At 39.5% G+C, this 26,997-nt stretch carries 24 protein-coding genes and 1 pseudogene; 11 read left to right on the top strand and 14 right to left on the bottom strand.

From position 1 onward, the window contains the following. Positions 1-60: 60 nt before the first annotated feature. Positions 61-1,476 carry a type I glutamate--ammonia ligase gene (glnA, locus tag MST16_RS05900; protein WP_171319222.1) on the bottom strand — a complete coding sequence of 472 codons (1,416 nt, stop codon included), beginning with the start codon at positions 1,474-1,476 and terminating at the stop codon, positions 61-63. 888 nt (positions 1,477-2,364) lie between these two features. Here glnA and MST16_RS05895 point away from each other — a divergent pair. The 9 genes from MST16_RS05895 (at position 2,365) to MST16_RS05855 (ending at position 8,727) form a co-directional block, all read left to right on the top strand. Further along, on the top strand, positions 2,365-2,949 hold the full coding sequence (locus MST16_RS05895) for an aminodeoxychorismate/anthranilate synthase component II (protein ID WP_078190263.1): 585 nt from the start codon (positions 2,365-2,367) through the stop codon (positions 2,947-2,949). Between the two features lie 18 nt (positions 2,950-2,967). Further along, a complete protein-coding gene (gene trpD, locus MST16_RS05890; protein ID WP_180010491.1) occupies positions 2,968-4,014 on the top strand; it encodes an anthranilate phosphoribosyltransferase in 1,047 nt (348 codons plus the stop codon). Between the two features lie 16 nt (positions 4,015-4,030). Next, complete coding sequence (gene trpC, locus MST16_RS05885; protein WP_180010492.1) at positions 4,031-4,837, top strand: indole-3-glycerol phosphate synthase TrpC; 807 nt, start codon at positions 4,031-4,033, stop codon at positions 4,835-4,837. Between the two features lie 106 nt (positions 4,838-4,943). Beyond that, positions 4,944-5,771, top strand: coding sequence for a hypothetical protein (locus MST16_RS05880; protein ID WP_180010493.1), 828 nt, complete (start codon positions 4,944-4,946; stop codon positions 5,769-5,771). A gap of 21 nt (positions 5,772-5,792) precedes the next feature. Beyond that, positions 5,793-6,098: an IS630 transposase-related protein gene (locus MST16_RS05875; RefSeq protein WP_180136461.1), complete on the top strand. Its 306-nt coding sequence runs from the start codon at positions 5,793-5,795 to the stop codon at positions 6,096-6,098. A gap of 47 nt (positions 6,099-6,145) precedes the next feature. Then, the gene (locus MST16_RS05870; RefSeq protein ID WP_227554803.1) at positions 6,146-6,631 is read left to right on the top strand and encodes a transposase; all 486 of its coding nucleotides are present in this window, start codon (positions 6,146-6,148) and stop codon (positions 6,629-6,631) included. A 286-nt stretch (positions 6,632-6,917) separates the two neighbouring features. After that, on the top strand, positions 6,918-7,607 hold the full coding sequence (locus MST16_RS05865; protein ID WP_078190270.1) for a Smr/MutS family protein: 690 nt from the start codon (positions 6,918-6,920) through the stop codon (positions 7,605-7,607). A gap of 95 nt (positions 7,608-7,702) precedes the next feature. Further along, complete coding sequence (gene folE, locus MST16_RS05860; RefSeq protein WP_171262632.1) at positions 7,703-8,251, top strand: GTP cyclohydrolase I FolE; 549 nt, start codon at positions 7,703-7,705, stop codon at positions 8,249-8,251. Between the two features lie 119 nt (positions 8,252-8,370). Then, the gene (locus tag MST16_RS05855) at positions 8,371-8,727 is read left to right on the top strand and encodes a cupin domain-containing protein (protein ID WP_180012199.1); all 357 of its coding nucleotides are present in this window, start codon (positions 8,371-8,373) and stop codon (positions 8,725-8,727) included. 79 nt (positions 8,728-8,806) lie between these two features. On the opposite strand, the gene MST16_RS05850 is transcribed toward MST16_RS05855, so the two are convergent. From MST16_RS05850 to hemE, 5 genes are all read right to left on the bottom strand, one after another. Next, on the bottom strand, positions 8,807-10,183 hold the full coding sequence (locus MST16_RS05850; protein ID WP_180012201.1) for a diguanylate cyclase: 1,377 nt from the start codon (positions 10,181-10,183) through the stop codon (positions 8,807-8,809). A gap of 106 nt (positions 10,184-10,289) precedes the next feature. After that, on the bottom strand, positions 10,290-12,164 hold the full coding sequence (locus MST16_RS05845) for a DUF4105 domain-containing protein (RefSeq protein ID WP_373683943.1): 1,875 nt from the start codon (positions 12,162-12,164) through the stop codon (positions 10,290-10,292). Positions 12,165-12,273: 109 nt separating this feature from the next. Then, on the bottom strand, positions 12,274-12,744 hold the full coding sequence (locus tag MST16_RS05840) for a DUF3015 family protein (protein WP_078190276.1): 471 nt from the start codon (positions 12,742-12,744) through the stop codon (positions 12,274-12,276). 150 nt (positions 12,745-12,894) lie between these two features. Further along, positions 12,895-13,686 (bottom strand): DUF817 domain-containing protein, encoded by a 792-nt coding sequence (locus MST16_RS05835; protein ID WP_257245704.1) that lies wholly within the window; start codon positions 13,684-13,686, stop codon positions 12,895-12,897. Between the two features lie 40 nt (positions 13,687-13,726). After that, positions 13,727-14,797, bottom strand: a complete 1,071-nt coding sequence (hemE, locus tag MST16_RS05830; protein ID WP_078191978.1) for a uroporphyrinogen decarboxylase — start codon at positions 14,795-14,797, stop codon at positions 13,727-13,729. Positions 14,798-15,002: 205 nt separating this feature from the next. On the opposite strand from hemE, the gene MST16_RS05825 reads away from it, so the two are divergent. After that, entirely contained in the window at positions 15,003-16,223 is a 1,221-nt protein-coding gene (locus MST16_RS05825; RefSeq protein ID WP_078190280.1) for a L,D-transpeptidase, read from the top strand. A 192-nt stretch (positions 16,224-16,415) separates the two neighbouring features. Beyond that, positions 16,416-17,111, top strand: a complete 696-nt coding sequence (locus MST16_RS05820; RefSeq protein ID WP_180012207.1) for a pirin-like bicupin family protein — start codon at positions 16,416-16,418, stop codon at positions 17,109-17,111. Positions 17,112-17,139: 28 nt separating this feature from the next. Here the strand turns inward: MST16_RS05820 and MST16_RS05815 are convergent, their stop codons facing one another. The 8 genes and pseudogenes from MST16_RS05815 to MST16_RS05780 all read right to left on the bottom strand — a co-directional run bounded on the left by MST16_RS05815 (position 17,140) and on the right by MST16_RS05780 (position 26,941). Then, the gene (locus tag MST16_RS05815) at positions 17,140-17,277 is read right to left on the bottom strand and encodes a hypothetical protein (RefSeq protein ID WP_180012209.1); all 138 of its coding nucleotides are present in this window, start codon (positions 17,275-17,277) and stop codon (positions 17,140-17,142) included. A gap of 233 nt (positions 17,278-17,510) precedes the next feature. Further along, on the bottom strand, positions 17,511-17,996 hold the full coding sequence (locus tag MST16_RS05810; protein WP_227554803.1) for a transposase: 486 nt from the start codon (positions 17,994-17,996) through the stop codon (positions 17,511-17,513). Between the two features lie 47 nt (positions 17,997-18,043). After that, complete coding sequence (locus MST16_RS05805; RefSeq protein WP_180136461.1) at positions 18,044-18,349, bottom strand: IS630 transposase-related protein; 306 nt, start codon at positions 18,347-18,349, stop codon at positions 18,044-18,046. Between the two features lie 378 nt (positions 18,350-18,727). Continuing rightward, positions 18,728-19,129 (bottom strand): annotated as a pseudogene (locus MST16_RS05800) (guanosine-3',5'-bis(diphosphate) 3'-pyrophosphohydrolase); the annotation flags it as partial. Positions 19,130-19,288: 159 nt separating this feature from the next. Further along, the gene (locus MST16_RS05795; protein WP_180007654.1) at positions 19,289-19,978 is read right to left on the bottom strand and encodes a GntR family transcriptional regulator; all 690 of its coding nucleotides are present in this window, start codon (positions 19,976-19,978) and stop codon (positions 19,289-19,291) included. 2 nt (positions 19,979-19,980) lie between these two features. After that, on the bottom strand, positions 19,981-23,580 hold the full coding sequence (gene uca / locus MST16_RS05790; protein ID WP_180011951.1) for an urea carboxylase: 3,600 nt from the start codon (positions 23,578-23,580) through the stop codon (positions 19,981-19,983). A gap of 19 nt (positions 23,581-23,599) precedes the next feature. Beyond that, positions 23,600-25,414: an allophanate hydrolase gene (atzF, locus tag MST16_RS05785; RefSeq protein WP_180011949.1), complete on the bottom strand. Its 1,815-nt coding sequence runs from the start codon at positions 25,412-25,414 to the stop codon at positions 23,600-23,602. A gap of 657 nt (positions 25,415-26,071) precedes the next feature. Continuing rightward, positions 26,072-26,941, bottom strand: coding sequence for an IS982 family transposase (locus MST16_RS05780; protein ID WP_180011947.1), 870 nt, complete (start codon positions 26,939-26,941; stop codon positions 26,072-26,074). Positions 26,942-26,997 lie beyond the last annotated feature (56 nt).

The raw sequence follows: 26,997 nt of genomic DNA, 5'->3' as shown, positions 1-26,997 counted from the left end.
CCCATCCCATAAAAAAACCCGCACAAGGCGGGTCTTTTTACAGTGAAATTCTGTACAGAATTACAAGCTGTAGTACATGTCGAATTCAACTGGGTGAGTAGTCGTGTTAAGACGACGAACTTCTTCAGTTTTAAGTTCGATGTAGGCATCAAGCATTTCTTTAGTGAACACGCCACCTTTAAGAAGGTAATCATGGTCAGCTGCAAGAGCTTCAAGCGCCATATCTAAGCTATGAGCCACTGTAGGGATTTTAGCTTCTTCTTCAGGAGGAAGGTCGTACAAGTTCTTGTCAGCAGCTTCACCTGGGTGGATCTTGTTTTGAATACCGTCAAGACCAGCCATAAGAAGTGCAGCGAAACCTAAATACGGGTTCATCATTGGATCTGGGAAACGTGCTTCGATACGTTTGCCTTTAGGGCTAGAAACATAAGGAATACGGATAGAAGCTGAACGGTTACGTGCTGAGTAAGCAAGCATAATCGGTGCTTCAAAATGTGGAACTAAACGTTTGTACGAGTTAGTCGAAGGGTTTGTGATTGCGTTCAATGAACGAGCATGTTTGATCACACCACCAATGAAGTATAACGCCATTTCTGAAAGACCAGCGTATTCATCACCAGCAAACAAGTTCTTGCCGTCTTTAGAGATCGACATGTGAACGTGCATACCAGAACCGTTATCGCCAACCATTGGTTTAGGCATAAACGTAGCAGTTTTAGCATATTGGTGAGCAACGTTCCAAACAGCATATTTGAACTGTTGTACTTCGTCCGCTTTACGAACCATAGTGTTGAAGCTTACACCGATTTCAAGCTGGCAAGATGCAACTTCGTGGTGATGTACTTCTACACGACCTGGGCCCATGATGTCTTCAATTTTTGCACACATATCTGCACGCATATCTTGTGAAGAATCTACAGGAGGAACTGGGAAGTAACCACCTTTCACACGTGGACGGTGACCAGAGTTACCCGCTTCGTAATCTTTACCAGTAGACCAAGCAGCTTCTTCAGCGATTAATGTGTGACGCGCGCCAGACATATCGATGTCCCATTTTACTTCGTCAAAAACGAAGAATTCTGGTTCTGGACCAAAGAAAGCTGTATCACCGATACCAGTTGATTTTAGGTATTCTTCCGCACGGCGAGCAATAGAGCGTGGGTCACGTTCATAACCTTGACCAGTTGAAGGTTCGATAACATCACAAGTCACAACAACTGTAGCTTCTGCAAAGAACGGGTCGATAAAACAAGTTTCTGCATCTGGACGTAAGATCATGTCAGATGCTTCAATGCCTTTCCAACCAGCAATTGAAGAACCATCAAACATTTTGCCATCTTCAAACGTATCTTCGTCGATTGAATCTGCTGGGTAAGTTACGTGTTGTTCTTTACCCTTAGTATCAGTAAAGCGAAAATCGACCCATTTTGCGCCACTTTCTTGGATGAGTTGAAGGACCTTGTTCGCCATGCTCATTTTGCTCCGATGATTTTTTTGTGCACACTGAAGTGCGTGTTAGTAGTTGGTAGTTATTAAGCAATTACCGTACCAACTTTTAAAAGCTAAGCTAAAATACTGAATTCCTTATCAGAATAGAAGATTTTAGCTCCTTGCTTTTCGACTATTATACTGTGTGTAACAGTAAATGCACCATATTCAGCCACTCTTCATCACTTTTGTTTAAAAACTTCTCGCAGGTGTATCAAAATAGTGCAACTTGGTTTTGCACCAGTATGCACCAAAATGATTAATCGCTTTCAACGATAAAATTATTAGGATTTTATTCAAGCTTTAAGGTCGAATTTAAATACGATAGAAACTAATGGTTTAGCTAGTTCTAGATGGAAAAATACCAGCGTAATCACTATATTCATGATCGATATTTAGGTTTTTTGAGCCCTTAAAGCACTCTTTTTTTGAAGTAGATTTAACCATTTTGTTTTAATTTTGATCAATCTACCTTTGCATTAATTGTGCTCCATTTTGGTGATTTTGCTTCAAAACGGTTCATATTTTTCCAGCTAGAGCCTGAATTGCAATTTTTAACGACAGTAAGCAGATCTTTTTAAAATATCAATTGAACACATTTTAAACACTTAAATTCAGCCTATTGCTTTGTTCAACTTAAATCCTAAATTTATAAGTCGATAATTTGCTGAAATGATTTCAGTTGCGATGAACTTTGGCGAAATTGTTCAGCAGAAATTGAATAATATTTGCTATGATTGGCTGCATTCTAAATATTTCACTATTTTTCTATTTAAAATATCCACACGATATTTGGGTCAATATACAACTATTTAGAATCATTTCGGACTATTCAAAGCACATTTAAGTGCATAAATTTCAAAGGTTAATACGCTCATGCTTTTGATGATCGACAATTATGACTCTTTTACCTACAACATCGTCCAATATTTTGGCGAGTTAAATCAGGAAGTAAAAGTTGTACGTAACGATGCCGTGACATTGGAAGATATCGAGCGATGGCAACCGAAGTATTTAGTCATTGGTCCTGGCCCTTGTTCGCCAAGTGAAGCAGGTATTTCAATTCCTGCGATTCAACACTTTGCGGGAAAAATTCCTTTACTCGGTGTGTGTTTAGGCCACCAAGCCATAGGACAAGCTTTTGGCGGCGATATTATTCGCGCTAAAAAAGTGATGCACGGTCGTTTATCTGACATGTATCACAGCGATCAAGGCATTTTCAGCAACCTCCCTTCGCCATTTTCAGCAACGCGTTATCACTCTTTGGTAATTGATCAAGCGACTTTGCCTGAATGTTTAGAAGTGACCTGCTGGACCAATGAAGAAGATGGCACGATGGAAGAAATCATGGGCGTAAAACATAAGACATTGCCTGTCGAAGGCGTGCAGTTTCACCCTGAATCAATTCTTAGTGAACATGGCCATCAAATCTTTAAAAACTTCTTAGAAATTTACGCTTAATCGAGTGCAAAAAATATTATGAATATTCAACAAGCTTTAAATAACATCACTAAAAATATTGAACTCACTCAACCTCAAATGGAAGAAGTGATGCGTACCATCATGCAAGGTGAAGCGACCGATGCGCAAATTGGCGCACTCATGATGGGCTTACGCCAAAAAGGTGAAAGTATTGATGAAATCACTGCCGCAGCACGTGTAATGCGTGAGTTTGCGATCAAAATCGATGTCAGTGATTTGCCACATTTAGTGGATATCGTTGGTACAGGTGGTGATGGTCAAAACTTATTTAACGTCTCTACTGCGTCTAGTTTTGTCATTGCGGCAGCAGGTGCAACTATTGCTAAACATGGCGGTCGTGGTGTTTCATCAAAATCAGGTTCTTCTGATCTTTTAGAACAAGCAGGAATTAACCTTGACCTGAACATGCAGCAAACTGAACGCTGTATTCGTGAAATGGGCGTGGGTTTCCTCTTTGCACCTAATCATCATAAAGCCATGAAATATGCTGCTGGTCCACGTAAAGAATTGGGCTTCCGTAGTATTTTCAACCTACTTGGCCCGCTTACGAATCCGGCCGGCGTAAAACGTTTTGTGATTGGAGTTTTCTCTACAGAATTATGTCGTCCTATGGCTGAAGTTTTAAAACAGCTTGGTGCAGAACATGTCTTGGTGGTGCATTCTAAAGACGGTTTAGATGAAATTAGCCTTGCATCAAGTACTTATGTTGCAGAACTTAAAGATGGCGAAGTTACTGAATGGGAAATTCAGCCGGAAGCTGTTGATATCGAGTCGCAGACCTTAACAGGTCTATCTGTAGATAGCGCGGCTGAAAGTCTAAAATTAATTAAAGATGCTTTAGGTAAAAACAAAACTGCGCTCGGTGATAAAGCCGCGAATATGATTGCCCTAAATGCAGGTGCCGGTATCTATGTTTCAGGCTTAACCAATAGCTATAAACAAGGTGTTGCATTAGCACATGACATTATCTATGGCGGTCAAGCCTTAGAAAAAATGGGCATTTTGTCTGAATTTACTAAAACTTTAAAAGAATACGAAGCTTAAGATTAGGACACAGATCATGGTAGATATCGCCAATACAATTTTGGGTAAAATTGTTGAACGTAAAAAAGAAGAATTTGCAGCCCGTCTTAAACAACGTAGCTATAAAGATGTCGAAGAGCTAGCTCAAGCAGCTACACCCATTCGAGGTTTTGCACAAAACCTCGGCTCTAAACGTCCGGGGGTGATTGCTGAAATTAAAAAAGCATCACCATCGAAAGGCATCATTCGTGAAAACTTTAACCCTGCTGAAATTGCGCAGCAGTATCAAGATGCTGGTGCGGCATGTTTGTCTGTTCTCACCGATGTGGATTTTTTTCAAGGTGCCGATGAAAACATTCAGATTGCACGTACGAACTGTGACTTACCTGCGCTACGTAAAGATTTTTTAATTGACCCTTATGGCGTAATTGAAGCACGCGCTTTACATGCGGACTGTATTTTATTAATCGTGGCTTGTTTGTCTGATCAACAACTCGAAGAAATGTCGAAAACTGCTTTTGAGCACAATCTCGACGTGTTGGTTGAAGTACATGACGAAGAAGAACTTGAGCGTGCAATGCGTCTTTCTGACAACTGTCTACTTGGCGTCAATAACCGTAATTTAAAAACCTTTGAAGTTGACCTCAATACATCATTACGTTTGAAGAAGTTACTTGAGCCTTCTCGCCTACTTGTCACAGAAAGCGGTATTGCAACACCTGCAGATGTTGCCATGATGCAAGAACATGACATTCATGCATTCTTGGTCGGTGAAAGTTTTATGAAGCAGCCACGCCCTGATCAGGCGTTTAAGGAGCTGTTTGGTGTGCCTGATAAAATATAAATGGAATATGTAGGGTGAGTTCGCTCACCCTTTTTCTCCTTTGCATCCATATTAAAAAAATTACACATCCTTTTTATAATTTTTATTCAATTGAGAATTAAAAATAATGAAGTCGATTATTGCTTCTACTCTTCTATTCATTTCATTAATCTTGGTTTCACTACACCAGATAAGTTGGGCAAAAAATATAACTCTGTATACAGGCTCACCGTATCTTATTGACCAAAATCATATCCTCTACTTTAATATTTCCACTATGCCCGAAGGCATCATTGCTGCTCAGATTGACCTAAATCAAATTTTTCCAAATATAAATACTCACGTGCTAAAGGGCAAAAATTATGATTTCAATAAGAATCAAATTGAAATCATTAGTTATCAAGGCTTACCAATAGTCATTAATTTCTCAATCAATACTAAAAACAAGAATATTGAAAATTCAACCTATTTTTCTATTTCTAAAGGACATAAAAATTCTTTATCAAAACCACTCAATATTAAATCTCACCCTATTTACATGGAAAAATTAAATCATTTTGAACAGACTTTTTATAAAGATAATTCTCATTTATTGAAAAAGAATTTAGCTGATGAGCCATATTTAATAAATCTATTCATGTTCCATGCAGCAATAAATGATTTTGATGATATGAATGATTTTTTCCAAAATGCGATAAAGAACCTGACACAGAAAAATGATATTGATAATTATGAAAAAGCCAAAAATTTGTATCTTGAATATTTAAATTTTGGTGAAAACAATGAATTTTATGATACCACCTTAATTATGGCGGCAATCGAGCACACAGATATTTCTTTCATTAAAAAAATGAAGCTTAGGAAAATAAATGAACTTGTAGTAGATGAAGTTGAACCACAAACATATTATTTCACTAGATGCTCCCCATTAGGTAAAGCTATAGCCAAATCCTAAAAACTATAGAACAATAGAGATATGGGATATTCAAAAGATTTTAAAGACAAAGTCATAGAAATTATGATTCGAGATGAAATGTCTGTGCGAAAAGCAGCACAGCATTTTAACATCTGTATACAAACGATTCAGAACTGGAAAAAGTCCACTACAAACAAACCTATTCCTGGCCGTCCAGTTAAAATTAGCAGAGAGCAAATATTGAAGGATGTTGAACAATATCCTGATGATTATCAGTATGAGCGAGCTGAACGTTTAGGAGTAAGCACTCATGCGGTATTTAATGCATTACATGCCGCAGGAATATCGCGTAAAAAAAGACGTTAAAGCATCCTAAAGCAGATCAAAATCAACGTCAGCAATTTCAAAATCTCATAGAGTGTTTAGAAGGGAAATTGCCTCTGATTTACATAGATGAAAGTGGTTTTCAAAGTGAAAGTACCAGAACTCATAGTTATAGCCTTCAAGGAACACGTGCTGAAGGTGAATTTAACTGGCAGTTGAAGAATTGCAGTAATGCGATCGGTGCAATTATCGAAAATAGATTGTTGACAGTTGGTGTGTTTAATTGTTCTGTGAATACAGAAGTATTTGAATGTTGGATTGAACAGGATTTATTACCTAAGTTGAAAGAAAGCAGTGTTTTGATTATGGACAATGCGACCTTTCACAAAGGGAAAAGACTTCAGGAGTTGATACGTTGTGCAGGCCATTACATTGTGTGGCTTCCTAAATATAGTCCAGATTTAAATCCAATAGAAAATATGTGGTCACGAGTCAAGGCGATTCGAACTAAGTTTAGAGTTAAAGATATTGATAAATTATTTAAAGATTACTGTAATGATTTATTTGGTATTTAGCTATATTCGCCTAAATCAATATCAGATAATTTCTTATTTACTTGAAAAAGGCGCTTCAACCGAAATCGTGTGTATTTCTAAATTTAATGAAGAACAATCAGCATTAGCTCTTGCAGAACAATATAAAAATAAAAAAGTTATTAAATTAATTAATTCAACTTTGAAGCCCAAATAGGATTTGTAATGAATTAAGAGATCTTCTTTATATAAAGTCTTTCCAGTTCAAATCAGTGCCATTTAAGGCTATAATTGCTTTAAATTTTTGTATATTTCCCGTTTTTTCATTATGAGCAAACACGATTCTTCGCTTTCAAAAGATCAGTACAACCTACTGAAATCTTTTAAAAAGCAAATTACGAATCCACATTCCTCTACGATTGCTAAACAGCCTGAGCCAACGCCAAAGACTGTTGAACAAGAGCAGGAAGAAGACTTCGCGCTTTTCCAAAAGCAAATGCAAGGTGTTCAAAAAATGAATGCAGGAAATACTGCAAAAATGGAAAAAGTGGGTCGTAAAAAACCTGATGCGCAAACGTTGGCTAAACGTGCTGCTGCAATTGGTCCTATGGAAACAGATGATGCATTACTTTCTGATACGCAAGCGATGCTCAACCCTGTTGCCAGTCAAGCGGCCTTAAGCTATCGCATTGCAACCTTACAGCATAAAGTTTTTGAAGATTTAAAAGCCGGTAATCTACGTTGGTTCGAAGCAGTCGACTTACACGGTTGCACTGTAGAAGAAGCTCGTTCGGCTGTGCTGCAAATCATTCAAATGGCGAAAGATGACAATCAAAACGTCATTAAAATTGTGCATGGCAAAGGGCCAGAAGCAATTTTAAAAACTTATGTAAATAGTTGGTTACGTCAACACCGTGACGTATTGGCATTTGTGAGCGCCCCAGAAAAACAAGGCGGTACAGGTGCTGTACTGGTTCTGCTTAAACGTGCAGAAAAGAACCCACAGTTTAAACAATAATCGGATTTAACTCCAAAAGAAGGCATTGTAATAGTTTTCTGCTACAATGCCGTCCTTGTTCAATCTCTCAGTGTAAGTGAACACGTCTTATGTCTATGCAGCAATCCTACGCAAATATCCTAACTGCCGTTGGTGAAGATCTGAATCGCCCAGGTCTTAAAGATACGCCTATGCGTGCTGCTAAAGCTTTTTCATATCTTACTTCTGGTTATAGCCAGACACTTGAAGAAGTGACCAACAATGCGGTTTTCCCATCCGATAACCGTGAAATGGTCTTAGTTAAGAATATCGAATTCTATTCTTTGTGCGAGCACCATTTATTGCCATTTTATGGCCGTGTACATATTGCTTATCTCCCAGAAGGCAATGTTTTAGGTTTATCAAAATTCGCACGTATTACTGAAATGTTTGCCCGTCGCTTACAAATTCAGGAAAATCTCACTCAGCAGATCGCTGAAGCTGTGGCTGAAGTGACTGGTGCACGTGGTGTTGCTGTAGTGATAGATTCAGCTCACATGTGTATGATGATGCGTGGTGTTGGTAAACAAGAATCTACAACTCGTACCGTTTCTTTTGTCGGTGACTTTAAAACCAATAAAGAAGAACGCCGTGAATTCCTAAGTGCTGTACCTGAAAGCTATTAATAGAACATTCAGCGTTAGCACTCATAAAAAAGCCTCAAACTCTTGAGGCTTTTTTTATTTGTGTTTTAATGTCGCAAATCGTTTGCTTTGATAGCAAAGCACTATTTTCAGGATGAATCATGTCAGATGTATATATTGCCGGTCAGGGTTTAGCGCAAGCCAAACACAGCATAGACTTCCCTCGCCCAGACCGTTTAGTTCAGGGCAATCCTAAACGTGAAACTGCAAGCCTGTATGTACACCCCAATATGGACTGCGGGATTTGGCAATGTGAAGTTGGCGCATGGAATATTGTCTTTGCACCCAATAAACAAGAGTTTTTTACAATCCTTGAAGGTTTAGTACGTATTCATGATCAACAAGGCGGATATATCGAAGTTTCTACTGGCCATGCGGGCATTATTCCCCCATCGTTTCAGGGCAAGTTTGAAGTTGTCGAAGCCGTCAAAAAATACTATGTGGTTGTTGAAGTTTAAATTACGGCACATCTCGCCATAAAATGCATTTACCCATAAAAAACTCCCACATAAGGGAGTTTTTTATACTCTGAACGAATTAGATATACGACAAATGCTTAGTGACTTGGATACAGTTTCGACCATTATTTTTTGCCGCATACAGCGCATGATCTGCTGCATCTAAGAAACGCTGATAATCAGGATGTCCATCATACTGTACACAACCAATGCTTACGGTAAAACTAAATTGCTGACCTTGTGCCGTTCGGATCAAACCCTTTTCAATATATTGGCGAATATTTTCTGCAATTTTCATCGCACGGTTTACACCAGTATCCACCAAGAGTAATAAGAACTCTTCCCCACCAATACGGAATGCATAATCGCTACCTTGACTATAACGCTGTAAGGCTTCGGCAATAAATTTGAGCGCAAGATCACCTGCCGCATGACCAAACTTATCATTGATCATTTTAAAATAATCCGCGTCAAAGGCGAGCAAAGACAACGGCGTTTCATTTTGCCGCGCAAAGGTAATTTCACGTGAAATAATCGTACTGAGATAACGACAGTTTAGGAGTTGAGTCAAAGAATCATTGCCAGACTCAATATATTCAGCCACTTGAAATAGTTGATCAACTAGATGCTGAATTTCACGGTTCAATTCACGAATCTGTTGAATCAACTGTTGCAGCTGATCTTTTTCCGTCATCTGCATCGTTTGCTGGGTTAATTGATCCACTTCATAAATTCGATCAATAATTAATTGAACTTGATCTGAACCCGAAAAAGCATATGCCGCTTTATGAATAAACCACAATCCAAATTCTGATTTTGAAAGTAAGGAATGATAAAAACTGACATTTCCCGAAAAGATTTTAAACATCAATTCATTTTCCCAATTGAGCAATGAACCACGTTGTTTATCTTTATGCACTGCAACATCTTGCATCGCTGAAAATAAGCGATAATTATGCTTGGTTTCTTGCTTTTTTTCCGTATTGATCTCATAAGATCGGCACATAATTTCAGTGCTAAATCCCATAATTTGCACAATATAACTACACATATGGAGAATATTTTGAGTTTGGTTTAGCTCTAAAATTTCAAATATTTTACGTTCTATTTCACGTACACCACGCATAATCAACCATGACGGAATGCCGACACGCGCATGCACCATTCCAACTTTTTGCTGCCTTTTAACCGAAATTTCAAAATCATTATTTAGTGCAACATTAAATGTTTCTAATAACCATTTTCTTAAGGTGTCGATGAGCCTTTTTTGAATAATATCGTCTTTAAAAAATTCAGCTGACGCTGGTTCTCTCGACATTTGTTCATAAAAAACAGTAACTAAATGCTCAACATGCTTCTGGATAAATTGCAAAGCTGCAAGATGTTCATTTTCAGTATATTGATCACAAATATCTTTCCAAGCCTGACTTAGACCTGTAATATATTCTTGATTCATTTGGTGACACAAACCACAGCTATTACAAAGTTAGCAATCATACCTTGCTTTACTTACATAAAAAAACAAATTTATTTGATATTTCATATTTTATCTATTCTAAAAATTAATAGAAAAATACATAACTCAATTTCAATTTATTCCAATCTTGATCATCTTGTTGCTGGTATTCATAGCCAAGTCTTAACGCATTTTGCTGGTTAACGATATATTGTAATTCAGCATCGAGTTTCAGATTCCATTGATGTGCATCTTGCCAATACGGAAGCTCTGCTTGAACCAAACTATTGAATTTTTCTGACCAAGTATTTTGGCAACCCAGTGTCGGCCCAAGGCCCACTCGCCATCCATCATCTAGTGACTTACCGCCCTGCACCTGCATTTGAGACTGTACATAACACAAATGCGTACGTTCTTGATTAGCCCAGCTATAACCGGATTGCGCTTTTAATTCAGCAACACCATGTTGTTTCGTTTCACTAAATTGACCTGCATTTACAGACACTTGCTGCCAGCCAAAATTAAAACCCCAAGTTAGTGGTGTTTTAAATGGCGTGATCGGGTTGTAAGAATTGACCGATAAAAAATCAAAATGATTGATCTTGAATTGGTCGTCTCGATATTGGATCGAGCCATCCCAAAACATCAACTGCGTACCAATCCGAAAGCCACCTTGCGGATCGATCAAATCATGATAAGCCTGACGATGACCGAGTTCGATATATTTTTCACCTTGAACTTCACCTAATGTAGCTGAAAAATTTCGCGCATGATGTCCATTGACTGGATCTAGACTTGGCTGCTTAGGTTCAGTCCGTTGTTTTGGTTGCGAAGATTGACTACGTAAGGCCAAGATTTGACGTAATTTAGGCTGCGTTTCTTCCGCACTCACCTTTCTCCCAATCAGCAATAAATACAGATGGTCATACGCCATTTCTAATATTTTCGCTTGCTCTACTTCATTAAACTGAGAGAGTGCTGTAGACATGTTCTCAGTTTTAATTTCAGCGAGTTTATGCGCTTCGCGTGCTAAACGATATCCATGTTGCTGCGCTTGTGACAAAAGCTGCGTTTCTAATGCAGGACGATAAACCGCTGCTTGAATCAGTTGTTCATCATTGATCGCTTTGATCGTCTCAACGGGAATGGAAGCGACTTTAAATTTCTGGGTTAAATTCAGTGTCGGGCGAACCAAATCCATTAAGCCTAGTAAACGATAAGCACAGTTATCGCTAGCAAAATAATAGGGAAAACTGACATTTTGCATTTCCCAAATATGTTTAACCAAATAACTGGTTTCTTGCTCGGTCAGTGCTAGCTCATATTCCCACAAATCACGACTTTCAAAATCGCCATATTCTTTCACTTTACGGTAGTACGGCATCAAGGAATATTCGCCAGGATATTGCCCTGTTAATCCTTTCCATGCATAAGACCAGTTATCTTCTCCAGCAACTGTGGCTGCATAATTAATGGCGTAAGAAACCAGATTTAATTCTTTCTGATCTTTCGGATCGAGACGCAATAAGGTATGTCCAAACATAGAACTTGGATTACCCATAAAGTCTGTGGCGTAGATTAATGTCGCTTTATAAGGCTTAATTTTTCCAAACCATTCATCAAACTCAGGGCAGCTCACCACAGGTAACTGCTCTGAACGGATGGATAACTCTTGCATCAGCCACTGACTACGCGCTGGGAAACGACAACGAAAGGCTTGATTAGGTTCGGCGGTTTGAAACAATGCTGCGACATCTGCCTCTAATTCAGCTTGGGCATTTTGACGGCCATTTTCAGCTAAAAAATAACCTGTATAGGCAACTTCACTTTGTCCTTTATGATCTGTATATAAAAGTCGCTGCCAACTGATGTGTTCAGACAGTTTTTTTGATTGTGCAAGTTCAATATATCGCTGTAGCTCTGCGGTCTTAGAGATGTTTTGATCTACAACTTGCTGAGCATATAAGATGCTCGGAATCATAAAGGTACAAAATAAAGCAATTGATTTCATTCAGTTATATTCAAATCCATTTTTATATATTTTAGATAATAAAAAACCCTGCCGAGAGACAGGGTTTTGAAAGCATCGATTAAACGTATGCTTTAAGTACTTCGTCTTTCGCCATTACGCTTTGTAATGAAGCAAGTACTTGTAGAGAAGACTGGTTTTCAGCTGAATAGATTTCAGCAAAATTTGCTTTAGACACAGCAAAGAAACGTGCTTTATCTGTTGATTGAATGTTTAAAAGCTCAGCTAAGACATTCAAGCTCTCACCTTGACCAACAGCCATATCACGAGCAAGTGATTCAGCATTTTCATTGGTAAATGTTACTGCTTGGGCAGTCACTGTACCTGTACCGCTACAACCTAAAGTACCAAAGGTAATACCAAGTAACTGGTTAGTAAAAATACCGTTGGTAGTCGCAGCTAAAATTTTAGGAATTTTACCTGATTGACCCGCCCAAACTTGAGAACCAACACCACAACCTACGTCACGGTCAGCAAAAGCAGCTGTAGAACCTAGTGCAACGACTGCCACTAAAGCTAATTTTTTTAACATAGCACTTCTCCAGGGAATTTTATTCCATTGTTTTTAATTATTAAAACATGTGTAATTTTGATTACACACCTGTAGATTAACTTGATCTTTCAGATAAGGCAAAACATTTTCATCTAAAACTTTTGGCTAAAAATAATACGTTCTTTTTCACTATTTTTTGAGCAACCAAGTACCATTTTCATCACGTTTTCCAAGAATTTTGAGTACTAAAACCAAACTGAGTAATAGCAACAAATACCAAGAACCGAGTTTCCCCCAACCGACCATATGCCATGCATCGACCTGACTTGGATATAACCAAATTTGATAGAAAGTACTGATATTTTCTGCGATCCAAATCAAAAATGCCAGAATCAACAGTATTGGTAACATCGGCAACTGAATCACATGATTTTGTAATTGAAAACTGAGCTTAGTTTTCCAAAAGATCACCACACTCCAAGCAAACAAAAACATACGAATATCTGGCACAAAAAATTTGGTCATAAAATTAAGATATGACAAAACGGCTAAGCACAGCATATTGCAAAAACGCGGTAAGTTACTGAACGACACTTGATATAGACGTAGTGAACGTGCAAAGAAACTCCCCACCGCTGAATACATGAAACCTGCAAACAATGGCACAGTCAGCAGTTTAAAAACCGCAGGCTGCGGATATTGCCATGAGGCAATATGTGGATGGGTCAGAAATATTTCCATCCCCATTGCAAGGATATGAAACAGTGCTATGACTTTGGCTTCCGCCCAAGACTCGAGTTTTAAGCAGAGTAAACACACTTGAATAATCAGTGCATAAAACAATAAATAATCATAACGGAAAAAGCCAAAATATTCCTGACTTCCCATTGCTGCAGTTAATGCAAAAGCGATCAGCAGTAATATCCCAAATAAGGCAGCCGAAGCTGCCTTATAAGAGAACTCAAAACATGATTTTATAATCTTGACCACGGTTGAATCCTAAACCAATTTCCCTAAAGCCTTATAAATACTTGGCACTATATTCGTGTACCGTATCAATAAAAGCTTTTGGATTGGCTGGATCTACCCACTGGGTAATACCATGACCTAAGTTCGCCACATAACCGGTTTTTTCACCGTTGGCATATGCGTCATCTAACATGGCACGCGTCGCTTTCGCAATCGCTTCAGGCGAACCATACAATGTTGCTGGGTCTAAGTTGCCTTGCAATGCTGCACGGCCTGCGACTGTTTGACGTGCTACATTTAATGGCGTAGTCCAATCTAAACCAAAGGCATCTGCACCCGTTGCAATCATTGGCTCTAACCATTGACCACCACCTTTGGTAAACAAAATCACAGGGACTTTGCGTCCATCTTTTTCACGCTGTAAACCTGCCACGATTTTTTGCATGTAGTTCAGTGAAAATTCAATGTATTCACGGTGTGCTAATGCCCCACCCCAACTATCAAAGATTTGTACGGCTTGCGCACCTGCATCAATCTGCGCATTGAGATATTCAGTCACCGCCACAGCCAAACGGTCTAATAAGGCATGCAGCACTTCAGGTTGTGCATACATCATTTGTTTCGTAAAACGAAAATCTTTGCTTGAACCGCCTTCCACCATATAGGTTGCCAATGTCCAAGGACTGCCTGAGAAGCCAATCAAAGGAACTTGTCCGCCCAATGCTGAACGAATCGTAGTCACAGCATTCATGACATAATCTAAGTCAGATTTGGCATTAAACTTAGGTAAATTCAGTACATCTTGTTCAGTACGTACAGTTTTATGAAACTTCGGACCTTCACCAGCTTCAAAATACAGTCCCAAACCCAACGCATCAGGTACAGTCAAAATGTCTGAAAATAAAATGGCTGCGTCTAAGTCATAACGACGCAAAGGTTGTAATGTAACTTCACAAGCAAATTCTGTATTTTTACAAAGGGATAGGAAATCACCTGCTTTGGCACGTGTTTCACGATACTCTGGTAAATAACGGCCAGCCTGACGCATCATCCAAACCGGAGTTGCATCTACCGGTTCACGTAATAAGGCGCGCAAGAAACGATCATTTTTTAAGGTCGTCATTCACTTTCCCAACTTAATTCGATATTGGCATCATCATATCAAAAAGGTTGTAAATATAATAACTTCTCAAGCATTTAAAAACCGATCATGTTGAGTGCCAAAAATGATATTTACACAAAACAACTACTGCATCTCCACTTTTTTTCTGTAATACTTAGCCAGTTTTTAATACACAGTAAATGAATAATTCTTAAGGTTGAATTACATGTTCGTTCGCACCATGCTCGCACTGAGCCTAAGTTGCATATTTGCTGGTACAGCTATTGCCGCATCTACTGCTGAACAACCATTAACGCCAAAAAAAGTGACTAATGTTGCAGTTCAGGATCCCATTGATCCGTTAGCGACTGAAGCTTCATCTGCAACTAGCCAGATTAGCGCTCAAGAACAAGAAGATCTGAACCAAGCATCGCAAACTTTAGACAGCTTGCAACAATCAGAAGATGTTAAAGCCGACATCGGTGCTGCCCCTGCTACAGCGACTGCTACAACTCCAACATCAACTTCGCCTGCTGCCAAAGTTGCTTGGGGTTTAAATGACCTAAATAATGCACAGTGGTATGACAACATTGGAAAAGGTCAGTTCCCTGTTTATGCACGTGCTCATGTCATGCTCAATAATGCACATGCTTCACCGGGTGCAATTGATGGTACCAGTGGTAAAAATACCTTAAAGGCGATCGCTTCATTCCAACAAATGAATAGCTTGAAACCTACAGGGACTTTAACCAAAGAAACTTGGGATGCGCTGATTGCGAAACAAGGTTCTAAACCTGCATTTATTGAATACACGTTGACTGACGCAGACTTGAAAGGTCCTTATGCAGCATCGATTCCACACGACTATGCATTACAAGCAAAAATGAAAGGCTTGTACTACACACGTGTGACTGAAATGTTGGGTGAAAAATTCCACATGGATGAAGACTTTTTGAAAAAGTTGAATCCCAAAGCGACATTTAAAAAAGCTGGTGAAAAAATCTTAGTAGCGAATATTCGTAACGAAGTTCCTGAAGATATTCACCTGATCGTTGCACATAAAGGCGCGAAACAACTTTACTTGTTTAATAGCCGCAACCAAATGATCGGTTCATTCCCTGCAACGATTGGTAGTTCTGATACTCCATCGCCTACAGGTACATATAAAGTCACAGGTGTTGCACCAAACCCTTGGTACAGCTACTCACCGTCTAACTTTGTTCAAGGCAACAACAAAAAACCACTTTCATTACCACCTGGTCCAAATGGCCCTGTTGGTAATATCTGGATTGGCTTGAGCAAAAAATCATTCGGTATTCACGGTACACCGAACCCATCTGCTATCTCTAAAACTGCGTCACACGGTTGTATTCGTTTGACCAACTGGGATGCAAATGACTTAGGTAAGAAAGTGAAATCTGGTGTGACTGTTAAATTCTTAGAATAATTTTAGTCATATTTAAAAAAGCCTGCATCGTGCAGGCTTTTTTTATAGCTGTGCATTCATGCATAACAAAAGACTCAATCTTGGCTGAGCGTTGCAAAAATAGGATGAATTGTCGCTAAAAAACTATATATCCCAATTTAGTTCAATCTTAAAATAGGTACATATTCAATAATTAAGATAAGGATGAATGCCATGAATGCTTTTTTACATCCAAGTGAAAACCGTGGTCACGTAAAAATGGGCTGGCTTGAGTCTAAACACAGCTTTTCTTTTGGTAACTGGTATGACCCGAAATACATGGGCATCAGTGCTCTTCGTGTAATCAATGATGATTTAATTGCTGCGCATGAAGGTTTTGGTCAACACCCACATGACAACATGGAAATTTTAACCTGTGTGTTAAAAGGCACCATTACGCATAAAGACAGTATGGGCAACCATGGTGGCATTTCTGCAGGTGAATGGCAGCTGATGAGCGCAGGTACAGGTGTGCGTCATAGCGAAATGAACCAAGGTGATGAAGATGTACATTTACTACAAATTTGGATCGTTCCAAATGAACGTGATGCTGAACCGACCTATCAACAAATTAAATGTGATCCACGTGATCAACCCAATCAATGGCATTTAATTGTCGGTCCAAATGACAATGCAGCTATGCATATTCGCCAGCAAGCGGAAGTTAAATCTGCATTTTTGACGAATGGTCAAGCTTTAGACATCCATGCAACGCAGCATATCAACTATATTCATGTTATTTCAGGTTCAGTGCAAATTGCTGAACATAAAGTTGAAGCTGGTGGTGCAATTGCGTTCTTAGAAGATAGCCAAATTGAAGCACTTGAAGATGCTCAAGTGATTTGGTTTGATTTACCCGAAGTAAAATAATTAAAAGCCCTCAAATGTGAGGGCTTTTTTATCCAGCTTGGCTAAGGCGTTCACTGCGTTTATACAACCACATCAACACCAAAGTTGGAATGATAAATCCTGCAGCCACCATGATGCCATGTAGGATTGAGGCATAAGGTTCAGCAAGCATGGCCACATGTTTCATTGGAGATGTCAATGGATGGAATCACTTTAAAAGTCTCGAAGTCTAGCATTTCGAGATGTTTATATATGCCGCTCAGCATCTAATTATCGAGATAAAATTCATCAATCACTCGTGACCTTTTCTTAATGAACTTTCTCTTGGTGCACTTGCACTTTATGTACAATCCCTACAATCTACTCAATCAGCCTTAAGTTTCCACGCGATAAAAATGATTTTGCATAAAGACGCTATAGCTAAATACCAAATAAATCATTACAGTAATCTTTAAATAATTTATCAATATCTTTAACTCTAAACTTAGTTCGAATCGCCTTGACTCGTGACCACATATTTTCTATTGGATTTAAATCTGGACTATATTTAGGAAGCCACACAATGTAATGGCCTGCACAACGTATCAACTCCTGAAGTCTTTTCCCTTTGTGAAAGGTCGCATTGTCCATAATCAAAACACTGCTTTCTTTCAACTTAGGTAATAAATCCTGTTCAATCCAACATTCAAATACTTCTGTATTCACAGAACAATTAAACACACCAACTGTCAACAATCTATTTTCGATAATTGCACCGATCGCATTACTGCAATTCTTCAACTGCCAGTTAAATTCACCTTCAGCACGTGTTCCTTGAAGGCTATAACTATGAGTTCTGGTACTTTCACTTTGAAAACCACTTTCATCTATGTAAATCAGAGGCAATTTCCCTTCTAAACACTCTATGAGATTTTGAAATTGCTGACGTTGATTTTGATCTGCTTTAGGATGCTTTAACGTCTTTTTTTACGCGATATTCCTGCGGCATGTAATGCATTAAATACCGCATGAGTGCTTACTCCTAAACGTTCAGCTCGCTCATACTGATAATCATCAGGATATTGTTCAACATCCTTCAATATTTGCTCTCTGCTAATTTTAACTGGACGGCCAGGAATAGGTTTGTTTGTAGTGGACTTTTTCCAGTTCTGAATCGTTTGTATACAGATGTTAAAATGCTGTGCTGCTTTTCGCACAGACATTTCATCTCGAATCATAATTTCTATGACTTTGTCTTTAAAATCTTTTGAATATCCCATATCTCTATTGTTCTATAGTTTTTAGGATTTGGCTATAAACATAGAGGCAAATAATTGCCGATCTTGTTCAGCTTGAAAAATGCCCCCGAAATAGTCCAGATCTGTGGTTAAAATTAAATCTAAGAACGTTGCTTCCTTGGAAGTGACACCCTTTCTTTGGCAATATGCAAAATATGCGCTGACATCTTCAAATAAAATCCACCATTCCTGTGGACATCCAATTTGAACGCCACCTAATGAATGCTGAAGATCAAACATCGCATTGAGCAGATACTGAAAATTTTGCTGTGAACTCTGAAATTGAAATCTCGGATAATCTATTGTTAGATTTAAATCGATTAGATGTAAATGGACGCTCCGAGCACGCTCTAATCTACGTTTAACTTTTGAATATTGTTGATAACGATGTCGATCTTTTGCTGTGACCGTGGTTAAGCGAGACAAATCCATATTGTCATGCAAATCACTGAGTTTTACTTCACATGCTACTGCGTTTTTGGCGGTACGCTGCGCCGCTTGAAATCGGTTCTCACCTGCTGTTTTAGTCAGTGCCAGTATCGCGTCAATAATATGCGCTTGAAAACCCATGGCACGAAGCTCATCCGTCGTTGTTGGAGTATCTTCTAAAATGTCATGCAATACAGCAACGATTTTAGCGTCAGGATGTAGCACATTTTGCATCACACGAAGTGGATGCTGAATATAGGCTTGACCCGCTTTATCGACTTGTCCGAAATGGCGTTCAGTCGCCAAAGAAATCGCATTTTCTAAAGTTGAAATAAAGAATCTCCCCTTCGTGGTCTTTTTTATTTTTCTCCATCATATTAACCAATGAATACAGATATTTGTAACTCTAAGCGCTACTCGAACGACACAGATTGACTCGTAAAATACATATCTACCGTGAATTATCGTGAGGTAGATCTTTTGCAAATACTTCTATGCCATTCGCGCCAACATTTCCAAAGTAATTTTTTTCACCTCTTCTTTACTTTGCTGAATATGGCTGCGCATTTTCTCCAATGCCGCTGTCACATTATGTCCAAAGATCAATTGTAAAATTTGTTGATGCTCTGCATAAGTGGCTTCAATTCGATAATCTTTAGAAAAATCTAAACGTCGAATAATACGGATTTTTTCACTCACATCCCGATGCACCTTTGCCATTTCACTATTGCCTATTGCTTCAACCAATTGACAGTGAAATGCTTCATCTTGCATCGATAAAGTTTTTAAATCATGCAAATACTGCTCAGGCTGAATACACCACAGATTCACCAAGTCTTGTAAAGCCTGTTTGAGTTGTTCTGTTTCCATTTTGCAGAGCTGCTCAATGGCATAGCATTCAAGCAAAATCCGCAAATCATACAGTTCTTCATAAGCTTTAAAGTTCAGCGGCTTCACCTCCCAACCGCTACGAAAATGTACTCTTACATAGCCATCTTGCTGTAAACGGTATAAAGCCTGACGTACGGGTGTACGGCTCACTTCATACAACTCGGCAATTTCAGATTCGGTAAAACGTGCGCCCGGTTTGAGCTGGAAATCAAAAATATCGTTTTTTATTTTTTGGAAAACCAGCTCAGACAAGTTGTCTGAGCTTTTCCCAACAATGGTGGTTGTGGTCATGTTTATTCCATATAAACCAGCGGCTCACCGCTATGTACCGTTTGTCCTGCACGGCAGATAATCGCTTTCACGATACCATCATCATCGGCATAAACTGGAAGCTCCATTTTCATCGCTTCAATAATGGCTACAGTCTCACCTTTCTTCACAGACTGTCCCGCTTCGACAAAAATTTTCCAAATGTTGCCGGTCATCGATGCATTCAAGGCTGCATACTGGCTATAGTCGGTATCATCTTGCAGGATTTCCATTTCCGCAGGCGCATCAAACTCATCTTTCCAGCGTTCAACTTCAGTTGTAAATGCCTGCAGCTGCTGCGCTTTAAATTCGGCAATACTGTCCTTTTCTGTTTCTAAAAAGGCTTGATAGGCTGCAAAATCAAATTCAGTTTCTTCAATTTTGATTTCCGCCACACCATTGGCAAAGTCAGCACGGAATTGATCCAGTTCAGCTTCGGTTACTTCATAATATTTAATTTGATCAAAGAAGCGTAAGAACCATTGCTGATCGCCAAACTGTTTGTTCTTTTTAAACTTATTCCAAATAGGCAGTGTACGGCCAATCAATTGATAACCGCCTGGTGAGTCCATGCCATAGATACACATGTACATACCGCCAATACCCACTGTGCCTTCTGCAGTAAAAGTACGTGCAGGGTTATATTTCGAGCTGAGCAAACGATGACGCGGATCAATTGGCACTGCACAAGGTGCAGTTAAATACACATCGCCCAAACCTAAAATTAAGTAATTTGCATCGAAAATGATGTCTTTGACTTGCTCACGGCTGTCTAAGCCATTAATACGCTGAATGAAATCGACGTTATTTGGCAACCATGGCGCTTTGGCACAAACACTTTCTTGATAACGTTCTACAGCACCTAAAGTTGCCGAATCCTCAAATGCCATCGGCAAGTGAATAATACGGGATGGAATTTTAATTTGGCTCAAATCGCCCATCTCATTTTCGAGACCCAATAAGAACTGAATCAAATTCGCTTGGCTGAAACGCAATCCATCATATTTAATTTGCAGTGAACGTACACCTGGTGAAAGCTCTAAGATGCCATCAATATTCGCTTCACGAATCAGCTGCATCAGTCGATAAACACGTAAGCGCAATGCAAGGTCGAGAACGTTTTCGCCATATTCCAGCAAGATGTAACTGTCACCTGCCTGACGATATATAGCTTTCGGCGCATACGCATCTGCTTCACGCACTGCCAATATCCCTTCTGGCTTACATTCAAAAGTTGCCGCCTGTTTTGCTTCAGGTGCTTGAGCAAAGTTTTGGATATCGGCAATTTGTTGAACTTCCAAGGCATTGGCTTGTTCAACACTCATCGGATAGAAACTGATGCTGTCATCTGCTTTAAGCTGACCAATCTTCCAAAGTTCTGCTTTGGCAATGGTTACTGGGCAAACAAAGCCACCGAGGCTTGGGCCATCTTTAGCCAAAATCACAGGGAAATCACCGGTGAAGTTAATCGCCCCAATGGCATATTCACAATCATGCACATTGGATGGATGTAAACCTGCTTCACCGCCATTTTCACGTGCCCAGCTTGGTGTCGGACCTGTTAGGCGAATACCTAAACGGTTTGAATTAAAGTGCACATTCCATGTTGAAGCAAAGAATTCTTCAATATATTCAGGTTTAAAGAAATCGGGTGCACCATGCGGACCATACAGCACGCCAATTTTCCATTCTTTGCCATAGCTTGGAATACGCTCTGCTGCCAAAGCTTGTGGTGCTGCTGTAGCAATTTCCAATCCATCCAAAGGCAGGCTAGGGTTGACCATTTTAATCATGTCGCCTGCGCGCAGCACTCGCCCTGCATGACCGCCAAAATTACCCAATGCAAAGGTTGAACGACTGCCTAGATATTTAGGTACATTTAACCCATTGCGGATTGCAAGATATGTACGGCAACCCGATTCAACTTGTCCTAGTACCAAAGTTTGCCCAGCTTTGATGTTGATCGGCTGCCAAAAATCGACATTTACTCCATCTAGAGCCGCGCTGCATGGCGCACCTGCTAAGGCTACGATGCTGTCGGCATGAAATTTAAGACTTGGTCCTTGTAAGGTAAATTCAAAGCCTGCTGCCGATTTTGGATTACCCACAACTTGATTGGCCAACTGAAATGCATAATCATCCATTGGGCCTGATGGCGGTACACCAATATCCCAATAGCCCACACGCCCCGGATAATCCTGAATCGTACTTTGTGTACCTGGTTGCAGCACCTCAATCACATTTGGCACATATTTAAAATCATCCAGCAGGCGTGTCCAAATTTGCATATTTTCAAAGCGTGCATCAGACACTACGGTATGCGCATAGTCTAAGTTGGTGCTGATGCCATTCAAGCGGGTTTCAGCCAAGGCTGTTTTTAACTTGGCAATCGCACTGTCTCGGTCTGCAGCATGCACAATAATTTTGGCAATCATCGGGTCAAAATATTGTGAAATTTCAGTACCTGTAGACACCCAAGTATCCACACGAATATCTTCAGGGAAATACACATCCGTCAACACACCCGGACTTGGCTGGAAGTTTTTCACTGGATCTTCCGCATAAATTCGCACTTCAATGGCAGCACCATTGGGTTGAATATTGCTGAGTTTTTCCCAATCTAAAGCATCACCTGCCGCCACTTTCAGCATGCATTCAATCAAATCTAAACCCGTCACCATTTCAGTGACTGGGTGTTCAACCTGCAAACGGGTATTCACTTCAAGGAAATACACTTCATCACGGGCAGCATCATAGATAAACTCAACCGTACCTGCGCTGCGGTATTTCACCAATTGACCAAGCTCTACAGCAGCACGGTGCAATTTTTGACGGGTTGCTTCAGGTAAATGCGGTGCTGGTGTTTCTTCCACCACTTTTTGGTTACGGCGCTGCAAGGAACAATCACGCTCACCAAAGGCAACGACTTGCCCTAAACCATCACCAAAAATTTGTACTTCTACATGACGGGCTTTATCGACAAAACGCTCGAGGAAAACACCCGCATCTTTAAAAAACTGCTCGCCTAGACGCTTTACACTTTCATACGCATCTTTTAATGATTGTTCATCATCACAGCGGGTTAAACCAATCCCGCCACCGCCTGCGGTGCTTTTCAGCATGATGGGATAGCCAATCTCTGCAGCAGATGCGAGTGCTTCATCCAAACTTGCCAATAAACCTGTGCCCGGTGTCATGGGTACATTGGCTGCCGCAGCCAATTCACGTGCACGATGCTTCAAGCCAAATTCTAAAATTTGTTCGGCGGTTGGCCCCATAAAAGCAATGTTATTTTCCTCACATGCACGGGCAAAGTCGGCACTTTCAGATAAGAAACCATAACCGGGAAATATTGCTTCAGCACCAGTTTGTTTGGCTGCTTGAATCAATTTTTCAATACTTAAATAAGTCTCTGCAGGTTTAATACCTTCAAGAGAAACTGCCACATCTGCATCTAAGACATGTTGTGCATAACGGTCGGTCTCTGAATACACGGCAACAGATTTCACACCTAATTTTTTTAGAGTACGAATCGCACGAACAGCAATTTCACCACGGTTTGCAATTAAAACTGTTTTAAACATGATTATTTCCCCGATTTTTTTAATTTGATTTTGCTGTTGTTGCTTGCAGTGATTGGATATAGGCGCGCCAGCCGCCAAATTCACTGATATTTTTTGCACCGTTTAGGCCATAAGGTTCACAAATAAAGCCTTTCACCCAACGTCCATCGGCAAGCTCGATATTGCCCATACCCAGTGGTGTTGGAATTTCGGCGACAAATTCACCAAAGCGTGCTTTTGGAATATCCCAAAGCTCGACAATAATTTTTTGACCCGCTTCCTGACGCGCTAAACCTGGTTTCGGAGGTACTGTGCCCGGCAGTGCATAGAGGGCGTAATCGGCAGAAGTCGTTGTGGTTTCAACATGCACGGCTTGGCGTGTTGTCAGTTGGAAATTGAGTGGCATGCCTGTGAGATGTGCGCCTACGACTGCAACTCGAAAATGTTGTGCGGATGGTGCAGACATGACTGAATTTGCTTCAGGCAATGTTTTCGCTACTGCACCGAGTGGTAATTTCAAATACTTTTGCCATTTTTCGGCAAAATCTGCTAAAGCCGTATCGTGCCAAGCCGGTGCAATGAATGTGATTCCAAAAGGCAGCCCGTCGGCACGAAAGCCTGCAGGTACAGCGATGGCACTGAGGTCTGCTAAATTGGTAAAGTTGGTATAGGTGCCCAAGTGGCTATTATTTTCAATTGGCGATTCAGCCATTTCTGCAAGCGTGTGTATGGTTGGCGAGCTTGGCACCACTAAGGCATCAAATTGCGCTAAGGTTTGCTGAATGTCTCGAGCCAATTCTTGCTTTAAATATTCGGCGTTATAAGCATCAACCGCAGTGTACTGCTGGCCTTTTTGAATAATTTCTAAAACTGTTGGATCAAAGTCGTGTACCGATGTTTCTAATAAGTCTGCAACTGCAGCAGTACGCTCTGCAACCCATGACCCTTGGTAAAGTTGGCTCGCCAATTGACTAAAAGCACTGAAATCAATTTCAGTCAGTTCTGCACCTAAGTTTTTTAATTCAATTAATGCTTGCTGAAATGCAACAACAGATTGAGCATCGCCAAAAAAATCTAATTGTTTTGGAATGGCTAAATTTAATTGTGCGCTGAACTTTGCAGGCGCTGTAGCAGGATTCACACGTGAATAACTGTCGGTTACATCAAAACCTTCCATAACTTCTGCCACTACAGTTGCATCAGCGACGGTTAAGGCAAAAATTGAAATGCAATCTAAGCTTTTACACGCAGGCAGTAAGCCAGTATTTGAAAAGCGACCTTTGGTCGGCTTTAAGCCAACAATATTATTAAATGCTGCGGGTATACGCCCTGAGCCTGCTGTATCTGTACCGAGCGCAATCGGGACTAAACCGCGCGCCACCACACTGCCTGAACCTGAGCTTGAACCACCGCTTACATAGTCAGGATTAAAAGTATTTGGCACTGCACCAAATGGGGAACGTGTACCGACTAATCCTGTGGCAAATTGATCTAAATTGGTTTTGCCTACAATAATCGCACCCGCTTGTTTTAAGCGTTGCACCACAAAGGCATCTTCAGTTTTAATTTCGGTAAATAATTTAAATGCAGCCGTCGATGCAAAACCCACCACATCAATATTGTCTTTCACTGCAATAGGCACACCAAACAAAGGTAAAGCCGTAGCATTTTCAATTTGTTTTAAAGCTTCAATCTGCGCAGTTAATTGTTCTATCGATGCAATTGAAATCCATGCTGGGTCTGCATGGTCAAATTGCTCGACCAAGGCATATAAGTCTTCGAGTTGAATTGTGTTATTCGTGTAGCCCGCTTTCCATTCCGCTAAGGTCCAGCCTAAAGTTTTTATTGAGTTCATTGATGTGCTCATTCTTGTATCCAAGTTTGAATACTGTGTTGCACACATCATGCCAATTATAATTATTCCTTATTTTTCAAAAAGTTAATAAGTTTCACCAATCATTTACCTATTTTATTTAGGATGTACAAAAGGATAAGTGTTCTATTAAGTTTCCAAGCTCCACTATTTTGGTGCATGACTTTTATAATCGTGTTTTCAATAGAATCTTTTCATTTAGATGCAGATATAAATACAGTGAACTTTCTATTTTCAATATTTATAAGTTTTCGATTTAAATATTTTGTATGACTTTGAACTTAGAATAAAAACAACTGAGAAATATTTTGAACTTTATATAGAAAAAGATACATCAATGATGGCTAAAGCAATATTGGGCTTTGAGATTGATCGGGTTGAATAGAAAAGTAGTAATAAAAAAAAGCTATTGATTCGCAAAATTTAGTTAAACAGTCAAAACTAAAAAATGGTGCGCTCAGCGCGCACAATAAATACAGATCAATATATTAATTTATAAAGATATTTAAATTTTAATTTCCCTATATACCGTAAAAAATACCGCAATAACTCAACTCTCTTTCTAAACTTAACAAGAGATTAATTATGCAATCCAATAATCATGTTTAGATTCATGTCTTATCATAACCCGAATCCCGCTTAAGCCAATGATTCCATAATTTGAATTGTTGGTTTATTTTGATGATTAAGTTGATATGCACATAACGATGCGTAAATCCCACTCAGAAATCCATGAATACTACGAGCTTTACTCGTCACTAAATTGTATTGTCCTTTCAATAAGCTGAATAACGTTTCTATCTTATTTCGTTGTCTTAAGTGATATTCATCTGATGCAGATAGTTGGATGGATTGCATGTTTTTTCGATGGTAAGTAATTAAATCAATACCTTGATCTTTTAACCTGCTTTTTAGTTCCTGGCTGATATAACCACGATCTCCATATAGCTTTGCTTCTAAGCCGTCAGCCAATTGCTCAACCATTTTTATGTCAGCTATATGCCCATTTGATAAAGCAGAACAAGCGATTTCACCAAATGGGTTCATCGCAATATGTAGCTTACAGCCATAAAACCAGCCCATCGAGCTTTTACCACGAGATGCTATTTGAGCTAATGATTTATGGCGTTGAATACGTTGATTTTTACAGACTGGCAAAGTCGTTGAATCAATCCACAAATATTGGGTATTTTGACCTTTCATCAGAGCCACATGTAAAGCATGTATTGCTAATTGGTGCATATTGATCAGATGAATCATCCGTTGGTAACATGGTAAGCTTTTAAACAAATGTCTTTTATCTTCTTTTAACCATGTGAAAAAGGCTTTGAAATTGCTGAAATAAGAACATTTATACCAAATGGCAATAAAGCAGATTTCTGAGATCGTCAGATGAGCACGTCTGATTCTTAAAGAATGGCTATTTTGTTTGAGAAAGTTCCAATAAGTTGCTTCAAATTTAAGAAAGAAATCATCAATTACGCAGAATAATTCGGTACTATTGAACATTAGGACTAGAGTTGTGAGTTTTGTGTGGTAACTCAACTGATGGCTCTAGTCTTCTT

The organism is Acinetobacter sp. YH16040_T, from assembly GCF_024605785.1.
Classification (GTDB): Bacteria; Pseudomonadota; Gammaproteobacteria; order Pseudomonadales; family Moraxellaceae; genus Acinetobacter; species Acinetobacter amyesii.
The sequence above is the reverse complement of the archived record's forward strand: the minus strand, read 5'-3'. Positions and strand labels throughout refer to the sequence as shown.